The organism is Pseudomonas sp. SZ40 (assembly GCF_052958135.1).
This window is the reverse complement of sequence record NZ_JBQWIF010000004.1, coordinates 153,521-179,383: the sequence shown is the minus strand read 5'-3', so window position 1 is coordinate 179,383 and position 25,863 is coordinate 153,521. Positions and strand designations below refer to the sequence as shown.

General features: G+C 63.6%; 26 protein-coding genes. 15 read left to right on the top strand and 11 right to left on the bottom strand.

What is annotated here, in order from left to right:
* Position 1 precedes the first annotated feature (1 nt).
* Entirely contained in the window at positions 2-1,897 is a 1,896-nt protein-coding gene (cysN, locus tag ACT9T4_RS05870; protein WP_499115961.1) for a sulfate adenylyltransferase subunit CysN, read from the top strand.
* 140 nt (positions 1,898-2,037) lie between these two features.
* Here the strand turns inward: cysN and osmE are convergent, their stop codons facing one another.
* Both osmE and ACT9T4_RS05860 read right to left on the bottom strand, forming a co-directional pair.
* A complete protein-coding gene (gene osmE, locus ACT9T4_RS05865; RefSeq protein ID WP_042554829.1) occupies positions 2,038-2,391 on the bottom strand; it encodes an osmotically-inducible lipoprotein OsmE in 354 nt (117 codons plus the stop codon).
* 146 nt (positions 2,392-2,537) lie between these two features.
* Positions 2,538-2,672 carry a hypothetical protein gene (locus ACT9T4_RS05860; RefSeq protein ID WP_257026990.1) on the bottom strand — a complete coding sequence of 45 codons (135 nt, stop codon included), beginning with the start codon at positions 2,670-2,672 and terminating at the stop codon, positions 2,538-2,540.
* Between the two features lie 172 nt (positions 2,673-2,844).
* Here ACT9T4_RS05860 and ACT9T4_RS05855 point away from each other — a divergent pair, with 172 nt between their 5' ends.
* Positions 2,845-3,735 carry a lipase family alpha/beta hydrolase gene (locus ACT9T4_RS05855; RefSeq protein WP_499115959.1) on the top strand — a complete coding sequence of 297 codons (891 nt, stop codon included), beginning with the start codon at positions 2,845-2,847 and terminating at the stop codon, positions 3,733-3,735.
* Between the two features lie 67 nt (positions 3,736-3,802).
* On the opposite strand, the gene ACT9T4_RS05850 is transcribed toward ACT9T4_RS05855, so the two are convergent.
* The 3 genes from ACT9T4_RS05850 to dksA all read right to left on the bottom strand — a co-directional run bounded on the left by ACT9T4_RS05850 (position 3,803) and on the right by dksA (position 5,781).
* Positions 3,803-4,336 carry a hypothetical protein gene (locus ACT9T4_RS05850; protein ID WP_042554831.1) on the bottom strand — a complete coding sequence of 178 codons (534 nt, stop codon included), beginning with the start codon at positions 4,334-4,336 and terminating at the stop codon, positions 3,803-3,805.
* A 51-nt stretch (positions 4,337-4,387) separates the two neighbouring features.
* Positions 4,388-5,275 (bottom strand): tRNA glutamyl-Q(34) synthetase GluQRS, encoded by an 888-nt coding sequence (gluQRS, locus tag ACT9T4_RS05845; protein WP_499115957.1) that lies wholly within the window; start codon positions 5,273-5,275, stop codon positions 4,388-4,390.
* Between the two features lie 62 nt (positions 5,276-5,337).
* Complete coding sequence (gene dksA / locus ACT9T4_RS05840) at positions 5,338-5,781, bottom strand: RNA polymerase-binding protein DksA (protein WP_042554833.1); 444 nt, start codon at positions 5,779-5,781, stop codon at positions 5,338-5,340.
* Positions 5,782-6,101: 320 nt separating this feature from the next.
* Between dksA and ACT9T4_RS05835 the strand changes: the two genes are divergently transcribed.
* Together ACT9T4_RS05835 and sfsA are read left to right on the top strand one after the other, a co-directional pair.
* Positions 6,102-7,283 (top strand): pyridoxal phosphate-dependent aminotransferase, encoded by a 1,182-nt coding sequence (locus ACT9T4_RS05835; RefSeq protein WP_499115955.1) that lies wholly within the window; start codon positions 6,102-6,104, stop codon positions 7,281-7,283.
* On the top strand, positions 7,273-7,983 hold the full coding sequence (sfsA, locus tag ACT9T4_RS05830) for a DNA/RNA nuclease SfsA (protein ID WP_042554835.1): 711 nt from the start codon (positions 7,273-7,275) through the stop codon (positions 7,981-7,983). The genes ACT9T4_RS05835 and sfsA overlap by 11 nt, the downstream gene beginning before the upstream one ends.
* Positions 7,984-8,070: 87 nt before the next feature.
* Here sfsA and ACT9T4_RS05825 read toward each other — a convergent pair whose 3' ends face one another.
* Positions 8,071-8,388 carry a Rieske (2Fe-2S) protein gene (locus ACT9T4_RS05825; RefSeq protein ID WP_499115953.1) on the bottom strand — a complete coding sequence of 106 codons (318 nt, stop codon included), beginning with the start codon at positions 8,386-8,388 and terminating at the stop codon, positions 8,071-8,073.
* Positions 8,389-8,482: 94 nt separating this feature from the next.
* Positions 8,483-10,687, bottom strand: coding sequence for a TonB-dependent hemoglobin/transferrin/lactoferrin family receptor (locus ACT9T4_RS05820; RefSeq protein ID WP_499115952.1), 2,205 nt, complete (start codon positions 10,685-10,687; stop codon positions 8,483-8,485).
* A gap of 202 nt (positions 10,688-10,889) precedes the next feature.
* Between ACT9T4_RS05820 and ACT9T4_RS05815 the strand changes: the two genes are divergently transcribed.
* The 5 genes from ACT9T4_RS05815 to ACT9T4_RS05795 all read left to right on the top strand — a co-directional run bounded on the left by ACT9T4_RS05815 (position 10,890) and on the right by ACT9T4_RS05795 (position 15,637).
* On the top strand, positions 10,890-11,951 hold the full coding sequence (locus ACT9T4_RS05815; protein WP_179539925.1) for a hemin-degrading factor: 1,062 nt from the start codon (positions 10,890-10,892) through the stop codon (positions 11,949-11,951).
* Positions 11,952-12,052: 101 nt separating this feature from the next.
* Entirely contained in the window at positions 12,053-12,940 is an 888-nt protein-coding gene (locus ACT9T4_RS05810) for a heme/hemin ABC transporter substrate-binding protein (protein ID WP_179539926.1), read from the top strand.
* Positions 12,937-13,974, top strand: coding sequence for a FecCD family ABC transporter permease (locus ACT9T4_RS05805; RefSeq protein ID WP_042554840.1), 1,038 nt, complete (start codon positions 12,937-12,939; stop codon positions 13,972-13,974). The genes ACT9T4_RS05810 and ACT9T4_RS05805 overlap by 4 nt, the downstream gene beginning before the upstream one ends.
* Positions 13,974-14,741 carry a heme ABC transporter ATP-binding protein gene (locus ACT9T4_RS05800; RefSeq protein ID WP_179539928.1) on the top strand — a complete coding sequence of 256 codons (768 nt, stop codon included), beginning with the start codon at positions 13,974-13,976 and terminating at the stop codon, positions 14,739-14,741. Before ACT9T4_RS05805 ends, ACT9T4_RS05800 begins: the two co-directional genes overlap by 1 nt.
* An 11-nt stretch (positions 14,742-14,752) precedes the next feature.
* Entirely contained in the window at positions 14,753-15,637 is an 885-nt protein-coding gene (locus ACT9T4_RS05795; RefSeq protein ID WP_042554842.1) for a ChaN family lipoprotein, read from the top strand.
* A gap of 198 nt (positions 15,638-15,835) precedes the next feature.
* Here ACT9T4_RS05795 and ACT9T4_RS05790 read toward each other — a convergent pair whose 3' ends face one another.
* Positions 15,836-16,852, bottom strand: a complete 1,017-nt coding sequence (locus ACT9T4_RS05790; RefSeq protein WP_499115950.1) for a zinc-binding alcohol dehydrogenase family protein — start codon at positions 16,850-16,852, stop codon at positions 15,836-15,838.
* Positions 16,853-16,961: 109 nt separating this feature from the next.
* Between ACT9T4_RS05790 and ACT9T4_RS05785 the strand changes: the two genes are divergently transcribed.
* The 4 genes from ACT9T4_RS05785 to ACT9T4_RS05770 all read left to right on the top strand — a co-directional run bounded on the left by ACT9T4_RS05785 (position 16,962) and on the right by ACT9T4_RS05770 (position 20,305).
* Positions 16,962-17,879: a LysR family transcriptional regulator gene (locus tag ACT9T4_RS05785; RefSeq protein WP_499115948.1), complete on the top strand. Its 918-nt coding sequence runs from the start codon at positions 16,962-16,964 to the stop codon at positions 17,877-17,879.
* 57 nt (positions 17,880-17,936) lie between these two features.
* On the top strand, positions 17,937-18,326 hold the full coding sequence (locus tag ACT9T4_RS05780; protein WP_499115947.1) for a DUF2946 domain-containing protein: 390 nt from the start codon (positions 17,937-17,939) through the stop codon (positions 18,324-18,326).
* Positions 18,327-18,401: 75 nt separating this feature from the next.
* Positions 18,402-19,766, top strand: coding sequence for a PepSY-associated TM helix domain-containing protein (locus tag ACT9T4_RS05775; RefSeq protein WP_499115945.1), 1,365 nt, complete (start codon positions 18,402-18,404; stop codon positions 19,764-19,766).
* 59 nt (positions 19,767-19,825) lie between these two features.
* Positions 19,826-20,305, top strand: a complete 480-nt coding sequence (locus tag ACT9T4_RS05770; protein ID WP_042554847.1) for a copper chaperone PCu(A)C — start codon at positions 19,826-19,828, stop codon at positions 20,303-20,305.
* A 313-nt stretch (positions 20,306-20,618) separates the two neighbouring features.
* Here ACT9T4_RS05770 and ACT9T4_RS05765 read toward each other — a convergent pair whose 3' ends face one another.
* Positions 20,619-21,566, bottom strand: a complete 948-nt coding sequence (locus ACT9T4_RS05765) for an adenosine deaminase (protein ID WP_179539933.1) — start codon at positions 21,564-21,566, stop codon at positions 20,619-20,621.
* A gap of 155 nt (positions 21,567-21,721) precedes the next feature.
* On the opposite strand from ACT9T4_RS05765, the gene ACT9T4_RS05760 reads away from it, so the two are divergent.
* Positions 21,722-22,819 carry a calcium:cation antiporter gene (locus tag ACT9T4_RS05760; protein WP_042554849.1) on the top strand — a complete coding sequence of 366 codons (1,098 nt, stop codon included), beginning with the start codon at positions 21,722-21,724 and terminating at the stop codon, positions 22,817-22,819.
* A 154-nt stretch (positions 22,820-22,973) separates the two neighbouring features.
* On the opposite strand, the gene ACT9T4_RS05755 is transcribed toward ACT9T4_RS05760, so the two are convergent.
* Complete coding sequence (locus tag ACT9T4_RS05755; protein ID WP_179539935.1) at positions 22,974-23,660, bottom strand: SDR family oxidoreductase; 687 nt, start codon at positions 23,658-23,660, stop codon at positions 22,974-22,976.
* Between the two features lie 199 nt (positions 23,661-23,859).
* On the opposite strand from ACT9T4_RS05755, the gene ACT9T4_RS05750 reads away from it, so the two are divergent.
* Positions 23,860-25,173, top strand: a complete 1,314-nt coding sequence (locus ACT9T4_RS05750; RefSeq protein WP_179539936.1) for a CitMHS family transporter — start codon at positions 23,860-23,862, stop codon at positions 25,171-25,173.
* A 43-nt stretch (positions 25,174-25,216) separates the two neighbouring features.
* Here ACT9T4_RS05750 and ACT9T4_RS05745 read toward each other — a convergent pair whose 3' ends face one another.
* Positions 25,217-25,858 (bottom strand): oxidoreductase, encoded by a 642-nt coding sequence (locus ACT9T4_RS05745; RefSeq protein WP_499115941.1) that lies wholly within the window; start codon positions 25,856-25,858, stop codon positions 25,217-25,219.
* Positions 25,859-25,863: the final 5 nt, after the last annotated feature.

The following is a 25,863-nucleotide window of genomic DNA, read 5'->3' as shown; positions in this document are numbered from 1 at the left end:
TATGTCGCACCAATCCGAACTGATCAGCGAAGACATCCACGCCTACCTGGCGCAACACGAGCGCAAGGAACTGTTGCGTTTCCTGACCTGCGGCAACGTCGACGACGGCAAGAGCACCCTGATCGGGCGCCTGCTGCACGACTCCAAGATGATCTATGAAGACCATCTGGAAGCCATCACTCGCGATTCGAAGAAGAGCGGCACCACCGGCGAGGAGGTCGATCTGGCGTTGCTGGTCGACGGCCTGCAGGCCGAGCGCGAGCAAGGCATCACCATCGATGTCGCCTACCGCTATTTCTCCACCGCCAAGCGCAAGTTCATCATCGCCGACACCCCCGGCCATGAGCAGTACACGCGCAACATGGCCACCGGTGCTTCGACCTGCGACCTGGCGATCATCCTGATCGACGCCCGTTACGGCGTGCAGACCCAGACCAAGCGCCACAGTTTCATCGCCTCGCTGCTGGGCATCAAGCACATCGTCGTCGCCATCAACAAGATGGACCTGAAGGGCTTCGATGAAGGCGTGTTCGAGCAGATCAAGGCCGATTACCTGTCCTTCGCCGACAAGATCAACCTCAAGCCCACGTCGCTGTTCTTCGTACCCATGTCGGCGCTCAAGGGCGACAACGTGGTCAACAAGTCCGAGCGCTCGCCGTGGTACAGCGGCCAGTCGCTGATGGAAATTCTCGAGACCGTGGAAGTGGCGGGTGACCGCAATTTCGATGATCTGCGTTTCCCGGTGCAGTACGTCAACCGCCCGAACCTGAACTTCCGCGGCTTCGCCGGCACCCTGGCCAGTGGCATCGTGCGCAAGGGTGACGAAGTCATCGCCCTGCCATCGGGCAAGGGCAGCAAGGTCAAGTCCATCGTCACCTACGAAGGCGAGTTGGAGCAGGCCGGTCCAGGCCAGGCGATCACCCTGACCCTGGAAGACGAGATCGACGTATCGCGCGGCGACATGCTGGTGCATGCCGATAACCGTCCCCAGGTGGTCGACAGCTTCGATGCCATGCTGGTGTGGATGGCCGAAGAGCCGATGCTGCCGGGCAAGAAGTACGACATCAAACGTGCCACCAGCTACGTGCCGGGCTCCATCGCCAGCATTGCCCACCGGGTCGATGTGAACACCCTGGAGGAGGGCGCTGCGAGCAGCCTGCAGCTCAACGAAATCGGCAAGGTGAAGATCGCCCTCGATGCGCCGATCGCCCTGGATGGTTATGCCCACAACCGCACCACCGGTGCCTTCATCATCATCGATCGGCTGACCAATGGCACCGTCGGTGCCGGGATGATCATCAGCGATGCGCGCGTTTCCGGTTCCGGCCACCACAGCGAATCCGGCCATGTCTCCACCGAGGAGCGTGCATCGCGGTTCGGCCAGCAACCGGCCACCGTATTGTTCAGCGGCCTGTCTGGCGCGGGCAAGAGCACGCTGGCCTACGCGGTAGAGCGCAAGCTGTTCGACATGGGCCGCGCGGTGTACGTGCTCGACGGCCAGAACCTGCGCCACGACCTGAACAAGGGTTTGCCGCAGGATCGTGCCGGGCGTACCGAGAATTGGCGTCGTGCCGCCCACGTGGCGCGTCAGTTCAACGAAGCCGGTCTGCTTACCCTGGCCGCTTTCGTGGCGCCTGATGCCGAGGGGCGCGAGCAGGCTAAGGCGTTGATCGGTGCCGAGCGCTTGATCACCGTCTACGTGCAGGCTTCACCGCAGGTGTGTGCCGAGCGCGATCCGCAAGGTCTGTATGCGGCGGGCGGCGATAACATCCCGGGTGATTCCTTCCCCTACGATGTGCCACTGAACGCGGATCTGGTGCTCGACACCCAGAGTCTGTCGGTAGACGAGGGCGTCAAGCAGGTGCTGGCCATCCTGCGTAGCCGTGGCGCTATCTGACAAAGGCAGCTGCAAGTGCCAAGCTTCAAGCCGCAAGTAAATGAAGTACGGTTTAACCGTCCTTGCTTTGCTTAATGCTTGAAGCTAAAAAAATGCCCGCTCTCCTTGGAGGCGGGCATTTTTCATTGCGGGCGGCTGGATCAGATGCCGTTACCGCGGGCGCGTTCGCGCTCGTTGGTTTCCATCTGCTCGCAGGTCAGGAAGCCTTTGCTGTCGACGCGATCGGCGGAGTTGAAGGCAACGTAGTAGGGCTGCTCTTTGCCGTCACGGTTGAGCACGTAGTTGTTGCAGGTGCCCGGAAGAAGCGTGCGGGTCATTTCCGAGGAGGGTGGGCCGCCCAGTTCCAGAACGGTCGACTTGCTCATGTCCTTCTCGACTTGCTTGACCAGCGGCTCGTTGCGGTAGGTGATGTGGTCGACCGGATTTTCCGGCTTGCCGGCACAACCGGTAAGGACGGCCAGAACGCATGCGGCACCCAGACTTTGCTTGAACATGGTGTATTTCCCTTGTGATGAACCTGACCATTTTTTCGAGCCTGGCGGGTGTGGATAAGTTCGTCCTAAATCACCCGGGGTTCGCTTTGGTCATGCCCGCATGGCATTCACGGGCCACAGCGGGCGTTCATTCAGGGCTGCGGCGCTCAGCGCTCGGTTGCCGGCTGTTGCAGGCTGCTGTCCACGGCTTCGCCCAGAATGGGCGCCGGGCCGCGGCTTGGCAGGGCAAGCGCATTGGCGCTCAAAAGGCTCAGGGTCAGGACGATGGTCAGGGCTTTCATGGTGTACCTCTTTCTCTCTGCATACGGTGTTTCACGGAACCATGCTAAGGGCGAGGCAGTCAGGGATGAAGTCGACTGTCTCGATAGTGGCCATCGACAATCATGATGTGCTTTCCCTGGCGTTCCCCCGATGCTGTCTTTCGCCGGGTGGCGCCCCTCCATGGAGACTGAAATGGGTCATCGTGCAGTTCCCCGGTATCCACTGGTGCTGGTTCCAGGCTTTCTGGGTTTCGTCAGCCTGTTTGGTTTCGAATACTGGTATGGCATCGTCACAGCCCTGCGCAACCAGGGTGTGGACGTCTATCCGGCGCGTTTGTCGGCGGTACATGCCACCGAGCTTCGTGGCGAACAGTTACTGCTGCAGATCGCCGAGGCGCGGCGCCGCAGTGGTGCTGAGAGGGTGCATTTGATCGGCCACAGCCATGGTGCTCTGGTGTGTCGCTACGCCGCTGCGCACCGGCCGGAATGGGTGGCGTCGGTGACTTCTCTGGCTGGCCCGCATCAGGGGTCCGAGCTGGCCGACCACATCGAGCGCAAAGCTGCACCGGGCAGCCTGCGCGGCACGCTGCTGCAGCTGGGCGTGCATGTGCTGGCACGGCTGGTGACACTGTTCGATAGCGGTGCTCGCGGCGCGAGCATGCCGATCAATGCCACCGCCGCCCATCGTTCGCTGACCACCGAGGGGGTCGGCATCTTCAACCACCAGTATCCGCAGGGCCTGCCATCGGTCTGGGGCGAAGAGGGGCCGGAGGAGGTCAATGGCGTGCGCTATTACTCCTGGTCCGGCACCTTGCAGCCGGGGATTACCGATCAGGGTGGCAACCGCCGCGACCTGTCGAACTGGTTCTGCCGCCGTTTCGCGCGAACCTTCGTACGTGAGGCCGGGCAGTGCGACGGCATGGTCGGTCGTGTCAGCTCCCATCTGGGCAAGGTGATTCGCGACGACTACCCGCTGGATCATCTGGATATCGTCAATCAGCACTTCGGCCGTGCCGGCGAGGGCGTCAACCCGGTCAGCCTGTACATCGAGCACCTGCGCAGGCTGCACGACGCCGGGCTGTAGCTCTGCCGGCGCCGATGCCCAGGCATCTCTCAGGGCCGTGACGCGAGAACCTGGGCCCGCCCCAGGCTTACTGCTCGGCCTGCGCCGCCTTCAGGGTTTCATGGGCCGGTGCCGCGTAGATGCCCACTTCCACCGCCAGCTCCAGCACCCGTGGCAGATCGCTGGTGTACACCAGTACGGCTTGCAACTCATCGTCCAGCGGTTCGCTGAAGTCCACCAGCACGTAGCCCTGGGTTTCCTTGGACAGACTGCTCAGTTGCACCTGAATGCGGTTCAGGGCCTTCAGGGGCTCGACCTTGTGCAATTGCTTGGCGGTGAGGACGAAGCTCACTTCCGGGCCGAACGATTCGGTGATCTGGCGAAACAGCTCATCGTAGCTGTCGGCCTGGAACAGCACGGTGTCGGGCAGGTTGCCCACCACCATCCATTCACCCAGCGGGATGGGAAAGCTGTCGTCGTAGTTGATGTCCGGGTTGGCCGCCAGAAATGCCTGTGGGTCAGCGTAGGCCTGGGCAGCCTCGTCCGCGATACGGGTGATTTCGTCCTGCGGCAGGCAGCCCGAGCTGATTTTGCCGATGAGTTCTTCGAGCTGGGCGCGCATGGCAGATTCCTGATCCTGGGTTGGGGGCGCAAGGCTGCCCTTTACCGGCGATCAGCGCAACTGACTTTCCGCCAGGTTACGTGTCCGCGGGATGCGGGTTGCATCCCAGTGGCGTGCGCTCCACAGCAACAGCTCGTCGGCGCTGGCGTCCGCGAGCTCGCTCGGCGCCTGCTGGCCCAGCGCGCGCAGGGCGCGAATCAGCAACGGGGTGGCCTGATCTTCAGGCAGGGGCGGTGAGCGATAGGATTTGCCGAGCTTGTGGCCATCGGGCTGGATGATCAGCGGTACGTGCAGGTAGCGCGGCTGAGAGAGCCCGAGCAATTCCTGCAGATAGAGTTGCCTTGGCGTCGAGTCGAGCAGGTCGGCACCGCGTACCACGTTGTTGACGCCTTGCCAGGCATCGTCCAGCACCACGGCGAGCTGATAGGCGTACAAACCATCACGACGACAGATGACGAAGTCGCCAACCTCCTGGCCCAGGTGCTGGCTGTACTCGCCCTGTACCCGGTCGATGAAGCGATAGGTCAGCTGTGGCACGCGCAGGCGGATAGCGGCGTCATGGCGGCCATGGCCGGCATTGCCGCAGTAGCCCGGATAGACGCCGCCGTTGCCTTCCAGCTTCTTGCGTGAGCAGGTGCAAGCGTAGGCCAGGCCCTGATCGAACAGGCGCTGCAGCAGCGCTTCGTACTCGGCATGGCGCTCGCTCTGGCGAACCAGTTCGCCGTCCCAGTGCAAACCGTAGCGTTCGAGGGTCTGCAGAATCGCGCTCTGTGCGCCGGGGACTTCCCGGGGCGGGTCGAGGTCTTCCATGCGCAGCAGCCAGCGGCCGCCGACGGAGCGGGCATCGAGGTAGGAGGCGAGGGCAGCGACCAGCGAGCCGAAGTGCAGATAGCCACTGGGCGTAGGGGCGAAGCGACCGATATAGGGGGTGTTTTGCATGGCGGGGTGTTTGGCAGGGCGAAACGAAACGGGGCGCCTGAGCGCCCCGTTGTTCGATCGACTCAGGAGCCGACCTGTTTTTCCTTGATTTCCGCCAGGGTCTTGCAATCGATGCAAAGGGTGGCGGTTGGGCGGGCTTCCAGACGGCGGATGCCGATCTCGACGCCACAGGAATCGCACCAGCCGTAATCTTCGTCCTCGATCAGTTGCAGCGTTTCGTCGATCTTCTTGATCAGCTTGCGCTCACGGTCGCGGGCACGCAGTTCCAGGCTGAACTCTTCTTCCTGGCTGGCACGGTCTGCCGGATCCGGGAAGTTGGCTGCTTCGTCCTGCATGTGGTGCACGGTACGATCGACTTCCTGCATCAGCTCCAGCTTCCATTTGTTCAGGATGCCGGTGAAGTGGGCGCGCATCGCCTCGCTCATGTACTCCTCGCCCTTGGTTTCCTTGTAGGGTTCGAAGCCACGAATCAATTGGCCGTTTGTTGCTTTTGCTTTGATGGGCATGGATGACCGCCTCTCACTCTCTCTAATCCACCGCGCAGGGAATGTGTCCGTTGCCGTTTACAATAACGGCCCTGCGACTGCAAGCCGGCGAACTTACCAGATCGACTCAAGCCGCGCCACTCCCGGATGTCGTGGTTATGCGTCTTGGTCCGATAGAGCGTTGCCAGCGGCTTTGCCAGGGCGCTACGGGCTTTGTCTATCTGCCGAACGGATGGCTGCAATCGCAATGTAAACACGTGTTTCAGTGGTGCGTTGGCACGGTATGACCGGGCGGCCCTGATAGAATTCCACCTTTAATAGGTTTCCCAAGGCATTTCCCCATGGCCCAGCTCTACAGCGCCCGCAGTCGCGCGATCGAACCGTTCCACGTAATGGCACTGCTGGCGCGGGCCAATCAATTGCAGGCCGAGGGCCATGATGTCATTCATCTGGAAATCGGCGAGCCGGACTTCACCACCGCCGCGCCCATCGTCGCGGCCGGGCAGGCTGCACTGGCGGCAGGCCATACCCGCTATACCGCCGCTCGCGGCTTGCCCGCCCTGCGTGAGGCAATCGCCGCTTTCTATGCGCAACGCTACCGGCTGAGCATAGACCCACAGCGCATCCTCATCACCCCGGGCGGCTCCGGTGCGCTGTTGCTGGCGGCCAGCCTGCTGGTCGATCCCGGCAAGCATTGGCTGTTGGCCGACCCGGGCTATCCCTGCAATCGGCATTTTTTGCGTCTGGTGGAAGGCGCTGCGCAGTTGGTACCGGTCGGGCCCGAGGAGCGCTATCAGCTGACCGCTCGGGCGGTGGCCGATTGCTGGAACGCCGACAGTGTCGGCGCCTTGCTCGCCTCGCCTGCCAACCCCACCGGCACCTTGCTGAGCGCTGCAGAGCTGGCGTCGCTTTCCCAGGCGCTCAAGGCCCGTGGTGGTCACATGGTGGTGGACGAGATCTATCACGGCCTGACCTATGGCGTGGATGCCAGCAGCGTACTGGAGGTGGATGACGACGCCTTCGTGCTCAACAGCTTCTCCAAGTATTTCGGCATGACCGGCTGGCGGCTGGGCTGGCTGGTGGCGCCCGAAGAAGCAGTGGGGGATCTGGAAAAACTGGCGCAGAACCTCTACATCAGCGCGCCGAGCATGGCCCAGCATGCCGCGCTGGCCTGTTTCGAGCCGCAGACCCTGGCGATTCTCGAAGAGCGCCGTGCCGCCTTTGCCGAGCGCCGTGACTTCCTGCTGCCAGCGCTGCGCGACCTGGGCTTCGGCATCTCCGTGGAGCCGCAGGGCGCCTTTTATCTGTATGCCGATATCAGCGCCTTCGGTGGCGATGCCTATGGGTTCTGCCAACACTTTCTGGAAACCGAGCATGTCGCGTTCACCCCGGGCCTGGACTTCGGTCGTCATCAGGCAGGGCATCACGTGCGCTTCGCCTACACGCAGAGCCTGCCGCGCCTGGAGCAAGCGGTCGAACGCATTGCCCGCGGCCTGAAGACGTGGAGCGCCAATGCGATTTGATCCGCCGCTCGAAGAAGGTCGCCTGCTGCGTCGCTACAAGCGTTTCCTCGCCGACATCGAAACCGCCAGCGGCGAACTGCTGACCATCCACTGTCCGAACACCGGCTCGATGCTCAACTGCATGAGCGAGGGCTGCCGGGTCTGGTTCAGCCGCTCCAGTGACCCCAAGCGCAAGCTACCGGGCACCTGGGAGATCGGTGAAACGCCCCATGGTCGGCTGGCCTGTATCAATACCGGGCGTGCCAATGGGCTGGTCGAGGAGGCGCTGCGCGCCGGGGTTATTTCCGAGCTGGCGGGCTTCACCGCGCTGCGCCGTGAGGTGCCTTATGGCGTGGAGCGCAGTCGGGTGGACTTCTGCCTCGAATACGCCAGCGGTGTGGCTTTCGTCGAGGTGAAGAGCGTGACCCTGGGCTTCGCCGACAGTGCCGTGGCGGCCTTCCCGGATGCGCGTACCGAGCGCGGCACCAAGCACCTGCGTGAGCTGGCCGCCCTGGCGCGCAGTGGCGTGCGCGCGGTGCAACTGTATGGCGTGAACCTGTCGGGTATCGAGGCGGTGCGACCTGCCGGGGAAATCGACCCGGCCTACGCGGCGGCCCTGACCGAGGCGGTGCAAGCCGGTGTCGAGGTGCTGGCCTACGGTGTGGATATCTCGCCGCAGGGCATCGAGGTGGTACGGCGCCTGGATGTAGTGCTGGCTTGAGAGTGCTCCCTCCAGGCGACGACGCTGCGTTCGCGTCAACATGCCTCCGTAGCTGGGCCTCGAGCGAAGCGATCCCCGGGTTCTGACCTACAGATCGACCCAGATCCCGTCCGTATCCTCTTTGCTGTTGATCACGTGCAGAGCATCGCCCTCGCAGGGCCCGGCCACGCATTCGCCGGACTCGATCAGGAACAGCGCACCATGCCGGGCGCATTGAATCAGGCTGGCGCTGGGGTCGAGGAACTGGTCCGCCTGCCACTCGAGCGGCACGCCGCGATGCGGGCAACGGTTGCGGTACACGAACACCTCGCCGCCCTTGCGTACGGCGAACAGCTGCGTACCTGTAATGGAAAAGCCCCGGCTTTGAGCTTCCGGAAGCTCGTGCGGGGCGCATAGACGAATCATCGAAGTCTCCAGGCCTGAGCGGGGATTATCCCGGATCGGCCTGGCGATGGAAGGGGGCGCGCGTCCTTGCGCGAATGGGCTCAGGTTGCGCTGTTCATATTTCCCAGATCAGGTTGAAGGCTGCGTGGCGTCCCGGTTGGGAATAGCGCCCGAGGCTCGAGCTGTTCTCGGTAAGGCTGCGTACGTCGCCCCATTGCCAGTACTGCTTGTCCGTCAGGTTGAACAGGCCCGCGTTGACCGATACGCCGGAACCGATATTCCAGTAAGCGCTGAGATCGAGGGTGCCGTAGCCCGAGGGCTCGAACTGGTTGGCGATCTGCGTTTGGTCGACACGCTTCTTGGCGGCCGCCACCGTCCAGGTCAGCTCACCGCCGAACTGGCCGCTCGGCGCATCGTAGCCAAGGCCGAGCACCGCCTTGAGCGGGTCGACGCTATTGATCGGTTGCCCGGTTGCCTCGTCCTTGCCGCGTGCATAGGCGATGGCGCTACGCAGATGGCTGCCGGCAGGCATGCCGAAGCTCTCGAGCAATAGCTCACCGCGGGCCTCCGCACCACGGATCGTGACGCGATCAAGGTTCTGATACTGGAAAGTCATGCGTCCGGCGCCGGTCGGGTCGCTGGCCAACGTCATCTGCTCGATGAAATCATCGTAACGGTTGTAGAACAGTGCCACACCGAAGGCGCCGCTATCGTACTGACCGCGCAGGCCGATCTCGTAACTGTCGCTGGTCTCCGGTTTCAGGCCGGGGTTGGCGATGGTCTGGTAGTTGCGGGCGAAGTTGATGAACTCGCCAAAGATGTCCACGGGATTCGGCGCTCGGAATCCTGCCGCGTACTGACCGTAAACGCTGTGGGCATCGTCGATCTGATAGGTGATGCCGAGTTTCGGCGAGATGGCCTCGTCCCGATAGTCCGATGGGTTGCGGTTCAACGGTTGGCTGTTCAGATAGTGCTGAGTGACCTTCGGTTTCATCTCGTAGTGGTCGTAGCGCAGGCCAGGCAGCAATGTCCAGCGGCCTATCTCGATATTGTCCTGAACGAAGAACGCATATTCGGTCGAGGTCGGATCCGGGAAGTCGCTGAGCGGGAAGGTCTCGTCGCCAGGAATCGCCGGAACCGGCAGGCCGCTGCTGGCGAACACTTCACGGCCTTTGCGCAGGTCACTGCTCTCGAGGCGCTTGAAGTCGAAGCCATAAATGAGTCGATGGTTGGCCGGGCCGGTCTCGAAGGCCTTGTCGAACTTGGTGTTGAAGGCCCAGAGATCTTCCTGATAAGTCGAGTCTCGGCTGCGCTCACGCAAGCTGCCGCCGCTGAAACGCTGCTGGTAAGTGCGCTGACGGATCTGGCTTTCCTGATAGCTCAGTTGCCATTCGACATGATCACTGAGCGCAGTATCCAGAGCGAAGCTGTGCAGCAGGCTGATCCGGTCGCGATCGGTGTTGTCGGTTGCATCGGAGGTGCGCACGGTGGCCGTGGTGCTGTATTCGCTGAGCACCCTGGTGTCGGCATCGTCCTCGTAACGCTCGTAAGTCAGTTGCAGGCGGTCGTCGTTGAGGTAATTCCAGCCGATCTTGGCGAGCAGGTTGCTGGCCGTGTAGTCCTGATGGTTGGCCTCTTCACGGCTGGCACCTATCCCGCTTCGGCCTCCGTAGGTGTCGAGGGCCTGGCCGTCACGCCTGCCCAGGTGCAGCAGACCATCGAGTGAGCCCTGGCGGGCGGCCAGCGTCGCACTGCGCGACCAGCTGTCGTCTGCCCCGTCGTAGCCGGTCTTGAGGCGGGCATAGGTGTCGTCGCCGGCTTCGAGGTAATCGGCGGCATCCTTGGTCAGGAAGCTGACCGCACCGCCAATGGCATCGCTGCCGTACAGCGAACTGGCCGGGCCGCGGATGATCTCCACGCGCTTGAGGGTATCCGGGTCGACATAATTGCGCCGTGCGTCGAGGAATGGCCCGAAGGTGAAGGCGTCCGGCATGGGCACCCCGTCCACTTGAGTGAGGATGCGGTTGCCGCCGATGCCCCGGATAGTGAAGCCTGACAGTCCGAAGCGACTGCCCGTGCCGCTGACCGAAACACCCGGTTCGTAGCGGGTCAGGTCCTTGATGTTCTTCACCGTCTTGCGGTCGATATCCTGCTCGGTAATCACTGACACGGTATTGGGAACGCTGTTGGTGCTCTGTTCCGTGCGGGTCGCACTGATCGTGGTCTGGTCCAGTTGCAGGGTCTGTGCGCTGACCAGTGACGGGCCGAGCAACAACAGGGCCAGGCATGAGCGAAGCGGGAAAGGCGGGGTGGGCGACATGCAGTTCTCCTCGATCATGTCGAACAGCGGATAGGCAGGGATGACATATTTAATGCTAGTGATTATCGTTTGTAAACGAGACTTCATGACAATTAAGATGATTTAATATTTGCGCCGTTTCGCTCTCGGAACGGGGCGTTTACCCTTTTCCAGTCTGCGGTTTCCCTCGCCTGGTCAGCGGGGCTTGCAAGGAGTTGAAGTGATGAGCGATCTATCCGGTGCCGGCAAAGGCCTGTACGCCTCCTGGCAGGCGCTGCGTGTTGAACAGCCGCACCTGCGTGCCCGTGATGCGGCAGCGCAGCTGGGTGTCAGTGAAGCCGAGCTGACGGCCAGCCGACTGGGCGTGGATGCAGTGCGCCTGCGCCCCGAGTGGGCAACGCTGCTGCCTGCGCTGGGCGAGCTCGGCCAGGTCATGGCGCTGACCCGCAACGAGTCCTGCGTGCACGAGCGCAAGGGCGTCTATCGCGACGTGACGGTGACCGGCAATGGCCAGATGGGCCTGGTGGTATCCGCGGATATCGACCTGCGCCTGTTTCTCGGTGGCTGGGCCAGCGTGTTCGCCGTCGAGGAGCAAAGCCCGCGCGGAGCGATGCGCAGCGTTCAGGTGTTCGATCATCAGGGCATGGCGGTGCACAAGGTGTACCTCACCGAGTACAGCCAGCTGGCGGCCTGGGAGCCCCTGGTCGAGCGATTCCGTGCTGCGCAGCAACTGCCTGAACTCGAACTGAGGGCTCTGCCGGAGCCCGCGGCGCCGCGGGCGGACGAGCAGATCGATGTCGAGGCCCTGCGTGTCGGCTGGGCGACGCTCAAGGACACCCACCATTTCTTCGCCTTGCTGAAGACCCACGCTGCGACCCGCACCCAGGCCCTGCGCCTGGCAGGCGGCGAGTGGGCCGAGAGGTTGGCGCCCGATGCCCTGGCGGGCGTGTTCGAGCGCGCTGCGGCTGCCGAGGTGCCGATCATGGTGTTCGTCGGCAACCGGCATTGCATCCAGATCCATACCGGCCCGGTGAGCAACCTGCGCTGGATGGATACCTGGTTCAACGTGCTGGACCCGCAGTTCAACCTGCACCTCAAGGCCAACGACGTCCATCAACTGTGGCGCGTGCGCAAGCCGAGCAGCGACGGTGTGATCACCAGCTGGGAAGCCTTCGATGCCAATGGCGAGCTGATCCTGCAGCTGTTCGGTGCGCGCAAGCCGGGTGTGCCGGAACGCGAGGACTGGCGCCGCCTGGCGGAGGAAACCCCGGCCCTGCAACCCTGAAAGCAGAGGCAGCCGCCCTGTCTGCGGCTACACTGCCAGCCCTGGCCACCGACGTTTTGCAGTGGCTGGGATACGAATCGTGTTTTTCTGGAGCCTGATCCATGACCCGCCCTATCGCCGTATTCGCCCTGTTCGCCAGCCTGCTGTCGCCGCTGGTGGCGAGTGCCGACAACCTGCCTCAGCGCTGGGTCAGCGCGGGGGGCTCGCTCAGCGAGTGGGTCGTCGAGTTGGGGGGTGAAGGCAAGCTGGTGGGGGTCGACACCACCAGCCTGCACCCGGCCTCCCTGAAGGCATTGCCGAGTGTCGGCTATCAGCGCCAGCTGGCTGCCGAGGGCATCCTCGCGCTGCGTCCCGAGGTGCTGCTCGGCACCGAGGAGATGGGCCCGCCGCCGGTGCTGGCGCAGTTGGCAGCAGCCGGAGTGAAGGTGGAAACCCTGTCGGCTGAAGCCGACCTGCAGGCCCTGCATGGCAACCTGCAACGTATCGGCTCACTGCTCGGCGACGAAGCGCACGCCGAAAGCGTTTTCAACGCCTACCAGGCGCGCTTGAGCGAACAGGCCGACTGGGTCGCCAAGGCCCAGGCCGACGGCAAGACGCCCAGCGTATTGCTGCTGCTCGGGCATGCAGGCAGCAGCCCCATGGCGGGCGGGCAGGACACGGCTGCGGCCTGGATGATCGAGCACGCTGGCGGTAAGAACCTGACCAACCACGATGGCTACAAGGCGCTGTCCACCGAGGCGTTGCTGGCACTGGACCCCGAGGTGGTGATCTTCGCCGATCGCCGCCTGAGCGGTGACGAGGCCAAGCAGGCACTGCTCAAGCAGAACCCGGCGCTGGCTTCGACCAAGGCGGGGAAAGAAGGGCGCCTGGTGGCCATCGATCCTACCTTGCTGGTCGGCGGCCTCGGCCCACGCATTCCCGCCGGTCTCGCCGAGCTCTCGGCGGCCTTCTACCCTGGCCGTACGCCGCTTACCCCCGCGACCCCATGAGACCGCTGATCAGCCCGCGCTCACTGTTTATCGCACTGGGCCTGCTGCTCGCGCTCGCGTTGTGGCTGTCCTTGGCACTCGGGCCCGTCAGTCTGCCGCTGGGTGACACCTTGCGTGCCGCGCTGCGCCTGAGCGGGTTACCACTGGAAGGTGACGGCCTGCAGCAGGCCGAGCTGATTCTTGGCCAGATCCGTATGCCGCGTACGCTGCTGGGCCTTGCGGTCGGCGCCGTGCTGGCGCTGTGTGGTGTGGCGATGCAGGGGTTGTTCCGCAACCCGTTGGCCGATCCCGGTCTGATCGGCGTCTCCAGCGGTGCGGCGCTCGGTGCGGCTGTCGCTATCGTCGGTGGCGCGGCACTGGGCGGCATTCCCGAGCTGTTCGCGCCCTATCTGTTGTCGCTGTGCGCCTTTCTGGGCGGGCTGGTGGTTACCGCACTGGTCTACCGTCTGGGGCGGCGCAACGGCCAGACCAGCGTGACCACCATGCTGCTCGCCGGGATCGCCCTCAATGCGCTGGCATTCGCCTGCATCGGCCTGTTCACCTACCTGGCCGACGATGCCACCTTGCGCACCCTGACCTTCTGGAACCTCGGCAGCCTCAATGGCGCCAGCTACGCGCGCCTCTGGCCCCTGTTGCTGGTGACCCTCGCCGTGGCGCTGTGGCTGCCGCGTCGGGCCCAGGCGCTGAATGCCTTGCTACTCGGTGAGTCGGAGGCCCGCCATCTGGGCGTTGCGGTCGAACGGCTGAAGCGCGAGCTGGTGTTCTGCACCGCGTTGGGAGTCGGCGCGGCAGTGGCGGCGGCCGGAATGATCGGTTTCATCGGCCTGGTGGTGCCACACCTGGTGCGCCTGCTGGTCGGCCCGGACCATCGCGTTCTGCTGCCCGCTTCGGCGCTGGCCGGTGCCAGTCTATTGTTGCTGGCCGATCTGTTCGCGCGGCTGATCCTGTCGCCTGCCGAACTGCCCATCGGCATCGTTACCGCATTGATCGGTGCCCCGTTCTTTCTTTATCTGCTGCTACGGGGGCGCACCTGATGCTCAGCGCACGCAAGCTGTCGATCAAGCGCGGCGACAAACAGGTGCTGGCCGATATCGATCTGCAGTTGCAGCCCGGAGAGGTGCTGGGCGTGCTCGGTCCGAACGGTGCTGGCAAGAGCACCTTGCTCGGTGCCCTGTGTGGCGAGCTGGCGGCGGCAACGGGCGAAGTGTCGCTCGGCGATCGTCCATTGAGCGCCTGGCAGGGTGGGGAACGGGCACGACGCCTGGCGGTGCTGCCGCAGAGTTCGTCACTGAGCTTCGGTTTTGCGGTCCGTGATGTGGTGATCATGGGACGCATGCCCCATGACACTGGTCGTGACCGTGATGCGCAGATCGTCCGCGAGGCGCTGCAGGCAGCCGATGCCGAGCACCTTGCCGAGCGCAGCTATCTGCAATTGTCAGGTGGCGAGCGTCAGCGCGTGCACCTGGCTAGGGTTCTGGCCCAGCTGTGGCCTGGTGGTGCCGAGCAGACGCTGTTGCTCGACGAACCCACGTCCATGCTCGACCCTCTGCATCAGCACACCACGCTGCAGGCCGTGCGCCGTTTTGCCGAACAGGGCGCTGCGGTGCTGGTCATCCTCCATGACCTGAATCTGGCGGCGCGCTACTGCGACCGTCTGCTGCTGCTCAACGAAGGGCGAACCCACGCCATCGGCCTGCCCGCCGAGGTGCTGCGCGCCGAGCCGTTGCAGGCGGTGTTCGGTCTCGAGGTGCTGGTGCAGCAGCATCCCGAGCGGGGGCATCCGCTCATCGTTGCCCGCTGAAGGAAATTTTCATGCGTAGTCTTCTGTTGCTTGCCCTGTTGGTGCTCGCCGCCTGTCAAAGCCAGCCTGTTCTGGCGCCGCTGCCTGCGTGGCAAAGCCCGCAGGGACACGGGCATGCCGAGCTGGGGCAGATCGTCGATCTGCACAGTGGCGAGCGGCTGACGCCCGAGCAACTGGTGGCGCGGCTGGCCACGGCGCCCCGCGTACTGGTCGGCGAGCAGCACGACAACCCGGATCATCATGCCCTTCAGCTGTGGTTGCTGCATGCGCTGGAGCAACGCCGCGAGCAGGGCAGTTTGCTGCTGGAAATGCTCGCCTCGGGCCAGCAGCACCTGGCCGACGAGGTCGCGCAGCAACTGAGAGAAGGCAGACAGATCGATGATTTGCCCAAGGCGCTGGAGTGGAGTAACGGCTGGCCCTGGGCGTTGTATGGGCCGATCGTTCGTCATGGGTTGGCACAGCGCTACGGCTTGAGAGCTGCCAATCTAGACCGCGCCGAGATCATGGCCATCTACCGTGAGCAGCCTGTTCTGCAGGGCCAGGCCTCGACTGCCGCAGCGGTGCGAGAGCCGCTGCTGGAGCAGATTCGCGAATCCCACTGCGACAAGCTGCCGGTGAGTCAATTGCCGGCGATGCTGGCGGTGCAGCAACAACGTGACCGCCGCATGGCCGAACAGTTGCTGGCCGCGCCGCAGCCGGCGATGCTGTTCGCAGGCGCTTTTCATGTGCGGCGTGACTTGGGTGTGCCGCTGCACCTCGGTGACCTGGGCGCACCCGCTAGCGCCCAGGTGCTGATCCTGTCCGAGGTGGGCAAGTCGGTAACGGCGCAACAAGCGGACTACGTGTGGTACACCGCAGCGCTACCCGCCGAGGATCATTGCGCACGATTTCAGTAGCGCAAAATCCTCGTAGGGTGGATTAGGTGCTTGTTGCAGGGCGCAAGCGGCGCGTGGGGATCGTTGCGTCGTAGCCCACCATGGGCGTTACGGCGGATATCGTTTGGTGGGTTACGCGACGCGCCGAGATAGCGGTACTTGATACGGCTATACCTTGCGTCGCTAACCTGCGCGGCCCGACCCACCCTAAGGGCGTCGTCAGAAACCTTCCAGCACGATCTTGCCCTTCGCCTTGCCGCTTTCCAGCAGGGCATGGGCGCTGCGCAGGTTGTCGGCGTTGATGGTGCCGTAGTGTTCGCCCAGCGTGGTTTTCAGGGTGCCGGCGTCGACCAGATCGGCAACGCGGTCGAGCAGGCGGTGCTGTTCGATCATGTCGGCGGTTTCGAACAGCGAGCGGGTGAACATCAGTTCCCAGTGCAGGGAAATGCTCTTGCGCTTGAGTTTCATCACGTCCAGCGGCTGGAGCGGATCGTCGATCAGTGCCAGACGGCCTTGGGGCGCCAACGCTTCGACCAGTGCATCGTAGTGCTGGTCGGTCTGGGTCAGGCTGGCTACGTGTGTGACCTGAGGAATGCCGATACGCGCCAGTTCCTCGTTCAGTGGTTTGCTGTGGTCGATCACATGGTGAGCGCCCAGCTCCTGTACCCAGGCCTGGGTCTCCGGGCGCGAGGCGGTGCCGATCACGGTCAGCCCGGTGAGCTGCCGCGCCAGTTGCACCAGTATCGACCCGACGCCACCCGCAGCGCCGATGATCAGCAGGCTCTGGCCTTGGTCGACACTACCGCTGGTGACCTGCAAGCGGTCGAACAGCAGCTCCCAGGCGGTGATCGCCGTGAGCGGCATGGCGGCGGCTTCGGCGAAGGGCAGGCTGCGTGGTTTACGCCCGACGATACGTTCGTCGACCAGATGCAATTCGCTGTTGGCACCAGCGCGATTGATGGCGCCTGCGTAGGAAACCTCATCGCCGACCCTGAACAGCGTGACGTCGCTACCGACCGCCTTGACCACGCCGGCGGCATCCCAGCCCAGTACCTTGGCCTGGCCTTGCTCGGGGGCCACGTTACGACGGATCTTGGTGTCCACCGGGTTCACCGAGATGGCTTTGACCTCGACGAGCAGATCCCGTGGGCCGGGTGTCGGCGCATCCAGTTGCACGTCCTGCAGGGCTTGCGGGTTATCGATGGGCAACGACTGGTGATAGGCGACGGCTTTCATGGAGGAGTCCTGTAGGGGCGTGAGATGAGCGCAGCTTGCGCCATTCCATTGCTAGGAAAAACCAGATGAAGGTAGAGTCTCTTTCAATATTTTTTTGAAGATCGACGCCATGCTGCGTTTTGACGACCTGCAACTGTTCGTGCGCATCGCCGGGGAAGGTAGCCTGTCTGCCGCAGCCCGCCAGCTCGCTATCTCGCCTGCGGTGGCCAGCGCCGGCCTCAAGCGCCTGGAGCAGCAGTTGCAGGCGCGTCTGTTCGTGCGCTCGACCCGTAGCCTGCGGCTGACGGCCGAGGGGGAAGGTTTTCTCGAGCATGCCCGGCAGGCGTTGCAGAGCCTGGAGGCCGGACGCCAGCAGCTGGCCGGGAGCAAATCCGCCATCAGCGGGCCGCTGCAGCTCTCGGTGCCGTCCGATTTCGGCCGCAATACCCTGCTGCCGTGGCTCGAGACCTTCATGCAGACGCACCCGCAGGTGCAGTTGCGGCTGCTGCTCGGCGACCGGGTTACCGATCTGTTCCGCGAGCCCGTGGATATCGCCCTGCGTTACGGTGAACCGGAAGACTCGAGACTGGTGGCCTTGCCCGTGGCGCCAGGCAATCGCCGGGTGTTGTGCGCCGCGCCAGCCTACCTGCAGCGCCACGGCGAGCCGCGGCAGATCGGTGACCTGCGCGAGCATAACTGCCTGATCTACATGCTCGGCGGTCGCGCCTACGAGCGTTGGCGTTTTCATGAGGGGGACGCCGAGCACAGCCTGCAGGTCGCCGGCGACCGGCTCAGCGATGACGCCGATGTGGTGCGGCGATGGGCCGTGGCCGGGGCGGGCGTGGTGTACAAATCCTGGCTGGATGTGGCAGGCGACGTGCACGCCGGGCGCCTCACGGTCTTGCTGCCGGATCTGCAGGGGGAGCCGACGCCCCTCAATCTGATCTGCACCCACCGCGAGCAACTGAGCAAGCCGGTGCACCTGTTGCGCGATTTCGTCCAGGCGCGCTGCGCCGAACTGCTGGCGCAGGCTCCGTGGGCTCGCTAAGCTCTGCGGCAATCCACCGCAGCACCTGACACGCTACAGGCCCTAAAATCGCCGCCCATGAACCTGTCCCGCTCTGATCGCTCGTTGCTTGCCTGGGTGCTGTATTTCAGCGTCCTGTTCAGCGCGTTCGCCTGTGCCATCGGCCACGGGCAGATGACCGGTCTGCAGCTCAGCGGCATGGACGGCGGTTACTGCGCCCTGGCTGCCAGTGGCAGTGCTGGCATGGACATGGGCGGCGTCGATTCCGGCATGCCCATGCCCTCGACGGGCTCCGGTTGCCCGCTGTGCTCCACCTTCGTCGCCCTGGCGCTGGCTGCCTTCTTCGGCCTGCTGGGCTTGTTGCCACGCCAGCGCCCGACCAACCCTCGCCCCACTGCCGAACCCGGCGGGGCCGTGCGTTATCTCTGGCCATCGGCCAATCCTCGCGCTTCTCCGCTCACCGCCTGACTTCGTTTAGTTGTCTTTGCCTGCCGCGCGCTTTGCGTCGTGGGCAATTCGCTCATGCACAAGATCGGGCTCCCCATGAGAAACGCGACACCCTCGTTCTACAACCTGGCCTGGCGCTGGCATTTCTATGCCGGCCTGTTCGTCATTCCCTTCATGATCATGCTATCGGTGACCGGCATCGTTTACCTGTTCAAGCCCCAGCTCGATCAGTTGATGTACGCCGACCTGCTGCAGGTGCAGGCTGGCGGCCAGTCGCTGACAGCCGATGAAATGCTTGCTCGGGTGCAGGCGGTCTACCCCCAAGGCAGTGTCAGCCAATACCTGCCGCCGGTGGATGTCGACCGTAGCGCGCAGTTCGTCGTCGGGGTTGGCGAGCGCACCCGCAACGTCTTCGTCGACCCTTACAGCGGGGCCATCCTTGGTACTCAGGATGCCCACGACAATCTGCAGGCGCTGGCCCGTGCGGTGCACGCCGACCTGCTGATCGGTACGCCGGGAGATCGTTTGATCGAACTGGCGGCGGGCTGGGGCGTGGTGCTGGTGGTTTCCGGCCTGTATCTCTGGTGGCCGCGGGGGAGCAACAAGGCCGGTGTGCTGTGGCCACGGTTGTCGGCCCGTGGTCGCCTGTTCTGGCGCGACCTGCATGCCGTCACCGGTTTCTGGGGCGCCTTGTTGCTGCTGTTCATGCTGCTCACCGGGATGACCTGGACAGGCTTCTGGGGCAAGCAGTTCGCCGGTGCCTGGAACCACTTCCCGGCGGCCATGTGGGACGAGGTACCGACCTCGGACCGGCAGGCCGGTGAGCTCAACCAGAGTCATAAACAGACCGTGCCCTGGGCGCTGGAAAATACCCCGATGCCGGAGTCCGATCCCCATGCGGCGCACAATGGCGGTGCCATGCCGGCCTCCACGGCCAACCCGAGCGTCAGCTTGCAGCAGGTGGTCGATATCGCCAGCGAGCGTGGTGTTCATCCGGGTTACAGCATCACCTTTCCGGCCACCCCCACCGGCGTTTACACCATCGCGCTATTCGCTGACGACCCACGCCACGACGCCACGCTGCATATCGACCAGTACAGTGCCGTCGTCCTGGCCGATGTACGCTGGCGCGATTACGGCCTGGCGGCCCGCACCGTGGAGAGCGGGGTGATGCTGCACATGGGCAAGCTCTATGGTCTGCCGCATCAGTTGTTCATGTTCGTCGTCTGCCTGCTGATTCTGCTCAGTTCGGTCAGCGGGTTGATCATGTGGTGGCGTCGGCGCCCCAGCGGCAGCCTTGGCGTGCCGCCGTTGCGCCATGACCTGCCGCGCTGGAAGGTCGGCGTGGCGATCATGATCGTGCTCGGTGCGCTGTTTCCGCTGGTCGGTGTCTCGCTGCTGCTGATCTGGGCGCTGGACTTTCTGCTGCTGTCACGCCTTTCGGCACGTCGGTTGGCCTGATTTCAAGAGCGTGCCTGCGGGTACGTTCATTCATTCAAATCGCTTCATGGAGAGTTGCCATGTCACTGAAGAAAATCGTTCTAGCCGCCGCTTTGCTGGGCACCAGCCTGCTGGCCAACGCTCACCAGTACGATGCCGGCGAGTTGCATATCGATCATCCCTGGTCGCGGGAAATGCCGCCGGTGGCGCCGACCGCCGCCGCCTATTTCGTGGTGCACAACAAGGGCGCTCAGGATGATCGTCTGCTGTCGGTCGAGACGCCGGTAGCCGGCAAGGCGGAGATTCACGAGCATGCCCACGTGGGCGGCATGATGAAGATGCAGCAGGTTCAGAGCGTGGTGATTCCCGCCGGTGGCGAAGTCAAATTCGCGCCCATGGGGTATCACGTGATGCTGTTCAACCTGAAGCAGCAGGCGAAGAGCGGGGAGCGTTTTCCGCTGACCCTGACCTTCGAGAAGGCAGGCCAGGTGCAGGTCGAGGTGGCGGTACAGAAGGATGAGCCGGCCGCCGAAGGCGGGCATGACCATAAGGGGCATTGATCACACCTGCCGTGCGTGGCAACTTGCCTAACGGTTCTCGCTACGCCGTACTGAGGTGCTTTTTTCCACAAGGCTCACAGGCAACATCAATTGCCCCTTCGCGGCGTGCCCTCGGAGCAACGATGTAGCGAGGGAACCCCGGCGAAGCCGGGGCCGGATGTCGGGGCTAGACCTTTTGGTTTCTTTTGGGGCAATGCCAAAAGAAACCCGCTCGTCAGAGCGGAACTGAAGGCAAAAGCAACACGGTAATCCTGACTATCCACAGTGGACGGATAAAAGCGTCGTCCACCCTACACGGCGGCTGAGCGACGTTTCACACCAGTCGAGCGTCCAGGCTGTTCTGCGCCAGGCGCTTGGCCTGGTCTTCGCTCATGCCCAGACCCTCGTGCAGGGCGGCGAAGTTTTCGGTGACGTAGCCGCCGAAGTAGGCCGGGTCGTCGGAATTGACCGTGACCTTCACGCCACGCTCGAGCATGTCGAGGATGTTGTGCTGGCCCATGTGCTCGAACACGCAGAGTTTGGTGTTGGACAACGGGCAGACGGTCAGCGGGATCTGCTCGTCGATGATGCGCTGCATCAGGCGCTCGTCTTCGCTGGCGCGCACGCCGTGGTCGATGCGTTCGATCTTGAGCAGGTCCAGCGCTTCCCAAATGTACTCGGGCGGGCCTTCCTCGCCGGCGTGGGCCACCGCGTGCAAGCCTTCACTGCGGGCCTTGGCGAACACCCGCTCGAACAGCCGCGGCGGGAAGCCTTTCTCCGAACTGTCCAGGCCGACGCCGATGAAGGCGTCACGAAACGGCATGGCCTGCTCCAGAGTCTGGAAGGCCTGCTCTTCAGGCAAGTGGCGCAGGAAGGCGAGGATCAGACCATGGCTGATGCCCAGTTGCTTCTCGCCATCGACCAGCGCCTGCTTGATGCCGCGCAGCACCACTTCGAAGGGTATGCCGCGGTCGGTGTGGGTCTGCGGGTCGAAGAACGGTTCGGTGTGCACCACGTTCTGTGCCTTGCACTTGAGCAGGTAGGCCCAGGTCAGGTCGTAGAAATCCTGCTCGGTGCGCAGCACGTCGGCACCGCGGTAGTACAGATCCAGAAATTCCTGCAGGTTGTTGAAGGCGTAAGCCGCGCGTAGCGCCTCGACATCGTTCCAGGGCAGGGCGATGCGGTTGCGCTCGGCCAGGGCGAACAGCAGCTCGGGCTCCAGAGAGCCTTCCAGGTGCAGGTGCAGTTCGGCCTTTGGCAGGGCGTTGAGCCAGTCGTACATGGGACAATCTCGTTCATCAAACATGGCCGCGAAGTTTAACCCCACGGGCGCGGCCTTGCGGCATCGAGACGCCCGAGCGGTACGTGGGTTGAATTATTTACAGGATGTTGCAGTCGGAGCAGGATCGATCTGCCCCTCTCTGAAAGGAATCGCCCATGTTCAATGCCATCAAGCAGGAATACTGGCTGCTGCTGGCCGTACTCGCCGCGCTCATCGCGCTGCCGTTGGAGCACGCGCTGTTGGGGCATGGCCAGGGTGTTGCCCTGATCGCTGCGATCGCGCTGATCGGTGCCATCGTCTGCGCGTCTCTGCGCGTCGCTCACCACGCCGAGCAACTGGCGGAACGGGTCGGCGATCCGTACGGCACCATGATCCTCACCCTCTCGGCGGTACTGGTCGAGGTGGTGATTCTGGCGATCATGATGAGCAATGAGGCGTCGCCGACGCTGGTGCGCGACACCATCTATTCGGCAGTGATGCTCGACATCAACGGCATCCTCGGTCTGGCTGCGCTGATGGGAGGCATCAAACACGGCGAGCAGCCGTACAACGACGACTCGGCACGTAGCTACAGCGTGATGATCCTCACCGCCATGGGCATTTCCATGGTCGTGCCCGAGTTCATTCCCGAGTCGGACTGGAAAGCGTACTCGGTGTTCACCATCGGCGCCATGCTGGTGCTCTACGCCGTGTTCCTGCGCATGCAGGTAGGCCCGCACAGTTATTTCTTCAGCTACAGCTACCCGGAGAAGAAGAACCGCGGCGGCGGCGACGGCCACGGGGCCGGCGAGTCGCAGGTCAACGTCGCCTGGTCGGTGGGCGTGCTGGTGTTTGGCGTCGTGGTGATCGGCGTGCTTGCCGAGGTGATGTCCCAGGCCCTGGACGTGGGCCTCGAAGGTACCGGCGCACCACCGGTGTTGACCGCCATCGTGGTGGCGGGGATTTCCGCAGCGCCGGAAATTCTCACCGCATTGCGGGCAGCGCTGGCCAACCGCATGCAGTCGGTGGTCAACATCGCCCTCGGTGCGTCGCTGTCGACGGTGATTCTCACCGTGCCCGTGATGGAAGCGATGGCGCTGTACAGCGGCCAGCCGTTCCAGATGGCCATGACCCCCGTGCAGACGGTGATGGTGTTCATCACCCTGATCGTCTGCGCCATCAACCTCAACGACGGTGAAACCAACGCCATCGAGGGCATGACCCACTTCGTGCTGTTCGCCACGTTCATCATGTTGGCGATGTTGGGGCTTTAGGTTGGTGTCTTTGTCGCGGTATTGATGGATCGCGCCCCTGAAGCCAGCCTCGTATCCCGCGGGAGCGGGCCATGCGCGCGATAGATTCGCGGGCATGGCCCGCTCCTACGGTCGAAATACAAGGATGGGCGCCAGCCCCATCAAGTCATGGTCATTACCAATCGATCTTCTGACCCTGATAGTCGACGAAGTGGTGGCCGCCCTGGCCGGCAAAGCGTTCTACCTGCTCGATCAGACCGCGGCAGCTGTCGACCACTTCAACCATGGCACCATCGCCGCCCATGTCGGTCTTCACCCAGCCCGGGTGCAGTGACAGCACCGTCGGGCGCGGTTCCGGCAATTCGCAGACGAAGCTGTTGGTCAGCGAGTTCAGCGCCGCCTTGCTGGCCTTGTACAGCGCCAGGTTATTGCCCTCCGGATTGGCCACGCTGCCCAGCCCCGAGCTCATGAACGCCAGCACCCCGGTCTGTGGTCGCAGCTGACCCACCAGCTTCTCGGCCAGGCGAATCGGCGCCACCACGTTGGTCAGGAACAGCTGGCCCAGTTCTTCAGCCGTCGCGGCCGCAGCGCACTGGTGGCTCGGGCCGAGAATCCCGGCGTTGACGAACAGCAGATCGAACACCTGCCCGCTCAGCCGCTGCGTCAGCAGCCGCAGCGCGGCCGCGTCGTCGATATCCAGTGACTCGATCTGCACGCCTTGCAGTGCCTGCAGATCGATGGCCCGGGCGGGATCACGCACCGTGGCGGTGACCTGCCAGCCGTCGGCGTGCAACTGGCGCACCAGGCCCAGGCCGATGCCGCGGGAGGCACCGATGATCAAGGCAGTCCTGTTAGAGGGCATGAGGAAACTCCACGGGTTGGCAAGGGCGTCCAGCTTAGCAAGTACAGTGAAGTGTTACCTCTGGTTGCTACATATTCACTGACAAATCATGGGCTTAGATAAGCCGATCATAAAGGTTCGCGAAAGGTTGGCTTTCTAGAGTCCGCGCCTCGTGTCCGTGCCCGCACCGACTCACACAAGAAAAAGAGGAGAAATCGGTTTGTTGACCCTGATTGGCCTGTTGACCATCTTCAGCCTGGTTGCACTGCTGCTGAGTGGGCGTATGTCGCCCGTACTGCCATTGATCGTGGTGCCGCTGCTGGGGGCTTTCTGTGCCGGCTTCGGGCCGACGGAAATCTCGGTGTTCTTCACCGACGGCGTAGGTCGAGTGATCACCATCGCCACCATGTTCATCTTTGCCATCACTTTTTTCGGCGTGATGCAGGACACGGGGCTGTTCCGGCCCATCATCGGTTTCATGGTCAAACTGACCCGCGGCAATGTGATCGCCGTTGCCGTCGCTACCGCCATCATTGGCATGCTCGCGCACCTCGATGGTGCCGGGGCGACCACCTTCCTGCTGACCATTCCTGCGCTGCTGCCGCTGTACAAGCAGTTGCGCATGAGTCCGTATCTGATGCTGATGCTGCTGGCCATCGGCGCCGGTATCCTCAACATGGTGCCCTGGGCGGGCCCGCTGGGGCGTGCGGCAGCGGTCACCGGTATCGAGGTCACCGAACTGTGGCGGCCGCTGATCGCCGTCCAGGGCGTCGGGGTGGTGCTGCTGGTGGTGATGGCGGCTTTGCTGGGCTGGCGCGAGCAGCGCCGTATCGCCAGCACTGGCGGCACCCTTATCGAGGATGGCGAAAATGATCACACCGGCAACCCCGGCGAGATCAGCGCAGAAGAGCTTGCCCTCGAGCGACCGGGGCGCATGTGGATCAATGCCGGTCTGTTCCTGTGCGTGCTGGTGTCATTGTTCACCGGCATCCTGCCAGCAGGCTACGTGTTCATGATCGGCCTGAGCCTGGCGCTGCTGATCAACTACCCGAACGGCAAGCTGCAGATGCAGCGCATAGCCGCGCATTCCCCGGCGGCGTTGAGCATGGGCATGATCATTCTGGCAGCAGGCTCGATGCTCGGCATTCTGGCTGGCACCGGAATGCTGTCTTCGATCGCCCAGGATCTGGTCAAGGTGCTGCCCGAGCCCATGGTCGGGCAACTGCACCTGATCCTGGGGTTCTTCGGCTTGCCCATGGAGTTCCTGCTCAGCACCGACGCCTATTACTTCGGCCTGCTGCCCGTGGTACTGGAAGTGGTCGACAGCCATGGCGTGGAAGCCGCCAGCGTGGTCTACGCGCTGATGATCGGCAACATCATCGGCACCTTCATCAGCCCGTTCTCGCCGGCCTTGTGGCTGGCACTGGGCCTGGCTCGCCTGGAGATGGGCCAGCACATCCGCTATTCCTTCTGGTGGATGTGGATCTTCTCGCTGTTGTTGCTTGGCGTTGCATGGGTGCTGGGATTGTTCTGAGGGAATGTGGCGCCGCCTGTGCGGCGCCATCCCATCCAGCCGGTCAGCGGCCGAGACGCTGCAGTTCGTCCGACTCGACCACTCGCAATCCTTCACCTTCTTCGAGAGCCAGGCGCCACAACGCGCGGGCGAGGGCGGTCACTTCGATGGCGCGGTGCTTGCCTGGCAGCCAGCGCATGAAGGGCGCCGCCAGGCGTTCACCGAGGCGGAACTCGTTGCGTGGGCCAAGCAGCAGGGAGGGGCGGGCCAGGGTCAGTTGCGGCCAGCCCTGGGCCTTCAACGCTTCTTCGGTTTCGCCCTTGATGCGGTTGTAGAACACCGACGAGCGCGGGTCCGCGCCAATCGCGCTGACCACCACTAAGTGCCGCGCGCCCAGTTCAAGGGCGCGCTTGCCGAAAGCCACAACCAGGTCGTGATCGACCGCCCGGAAGGCATCCTGCGAACCCGCCTGTTTGATGGTGCTGCCCAGGCAGCAGAACGCCGTTTGCACGGTGCCATCCAGCGTGGGCAGCAGCTCGAGCAGTTCCCCGACCGGGTTTTCCAGGTGGGGATGTTCGGCCAGCGGCCTGCGACTCGGGGCCAGCACACGCTCTACGGTCGGTTCGTTGAGCAAACGGTCGAGCAGGTGTTCGCCGGTCATGCCGGAGGCGCCTGCCAGAAGAATGTGCTGGGGGGTCAGATACATGGTCG

Bases quoted from the DNA above. Each gene is read 5' to 3' on its own strand.
- ACT9T4_RS05770 (WP_042554847.1), top strand. From the start codon at position 19,826: ATGTCACTGAAGAAAATCGTTCTAGCCGCCGCTTTGCTGGGCACCAGC.
- ACT9T4_RS05765 (WP_179539933.1), bottom strand. From the start codon at position 21,566: ATGTACGACTGGCTCAACGCCCTGCCAAAGGCCGAACTGCACCTGCAC.
- ACT9T4_RS05860 (WP_257026990.1), bottom strand. From the start codon at position 2,672: ATGAAAGCCCTGACCATCGTCCTGACCCTGAGCCTTTTGAGCGCCAAT.
- ACT9T4_RS05775 (WP_499115945.1), top strand. From the start codon at position 18,402: ATGAGAAACGCGACACCCTCGTTCTACAACCTGGCCTGGCGCTGGCAT.
- ACT9T4_RS05820 (WP_499115952.1), bottom strand. From the start codon at position 10,687: ATGTCGCCCACCCCGCCTTTCCCGCTTCGCTCATGCCTGGCCCTGTTG.
- ACT9T4_RS05805 (WP_042554840.1), top strand. From the start codon at position 12,937: ATGAGACCGCTGATCAGCCCGCGCTCACTGTTTATCGCACTGGGCCTG.
- ACT9T4_RS05755 (WP_179539935.1), bottom strand. From the start codon at position 23,660: ATGCCCTCTAACAGGACTGCCTTGATCATCGGTGCCTCCCGCGGCATC.
- ACT9T4_RS05835 (WP_499115955.1), top strand. From the start codon at position 6,102: ATGGCCCAGCTCTACAGCGCCCGCAGTCGCGCGATCGAACCGTTCCAC.
- ACT9T4_RS05760 (WP_042554849.1), top strand. From the start codon at position 21,722: ATGTTCAATGCCATCAAGCAGGAATACTGGCTGCTGCTGGCCGTACTC.
- ACT9T4_RS05795 (WP_042554842.1), top strand. From the start codon at position 14,753: ATGCGTAGTCTTCTGTTGCTTGCCCTGTTGGTGCTCGCCGCCTGTCAA.
- cysN (WP_499115961.1), top strand. From the start codon at position 2: ATGTCGCACCAATCCGAACTGATCAGCGAAGACATCCACGCCTACCTG.
- ACT9T4_RS05810 (WP_179539926.1), top strand. From the start codon at position 12,053: ATGACCCGCCCTATCGCCGTATTCGCCCTGTTCGCCAGCCTGCTGTCG.
- ACT9T4_RS05825 (WP_499115953.1), bottom strand. From the start codon at position 8,388: ATGATTCGTCTATGCGCCCCGCACGAGCTTCCGGAAGCTCAAAGCCGG.
- sfsA (WP_042554835.1), top strand. From the start codon at position 7,273: ATGCGATTTGATCCGCCGCTCGAAGAAGGTCGCCTGCTGCGTCGCTAC.
- ACT9T4_RS05745 (WP_499115941.1), bottom strand. From the start codon at position 25,858: ATGTATCTGACCCCCCAGCACATTCTTCTGGCAGGCGCCTCCGGCATG.
- gluQRS (WP_499115957.1), bottom strand. From the start codon at position 5,275: ATGCAAAACACCCCCTATATCGGTCGCTTCGCCCCTACGCCCAGTGGC.
- ACT9T4_RS05855 (WP_499115959.1), top strand. From the start codon at position 2,845: ATGGGTCATCGTGCAGTTCCCCGGTATCCACTGGTGCTGGTTCCAGGC.
- ACT9T4_RS05785 (WP_499115948.1), top strand. From the start codon at position 16,962: ATGCTGCGTTTTGACGACCTGCAACTGTTCGTGCGCATCGCCGGGGAA.
- ACT9T4_RS05790 (WP_499115950.1), bottom strand. From the start codon at position 16,852: ATGAAAGCCGTCGCCTATCACCAGTCGTTGCCCATCGATAACCCGCAA.
- dksA (WP_042554833.1), bottom strand. From the start codon at position 5,781: ATGCCCATCAAAGCAAAAGCAACAAACGGCCAATTGATTCGTGGCTTC.
- ACT9T4_RS05815 (WP_179539925.1), top strand. From the start codon at position 10,890: ATGAGCGATCTATCCGGTGCCGGCAAAGGCCTGTACGCCTCCTGGCAG.
- ACT9T4_RS05850 (WP_042554831.1), bottom strand. From the start codon at position 4,336: ATGCGCGCCCAGCTCGAAGAACTCATCGGCAAAATCAGCTCGGGCTGC.
- ACT9T4_RS05800 (WP_179539928.1), top strand. From the start codon at position 13,974: ATGCTCAGCGCACGCAAGCTGTCGATCAAGCGCGGCGACAAACAGGTG.
- osmE (WP_042554829.1), bottom strand. From the start codon at position 2,391: ATGTTCAAGCAAAGTCTGGGTGCCGCATGCGTTCTGGCCGTCCTTACC.
- ACT9T4_RS05780 (WP_499115947.1), top strand. From the start codon at position 17,937: ATGAACCTGTCCCGCTCTGATCGCTCGTTGCTTGCCTGGGTGCTGTAT.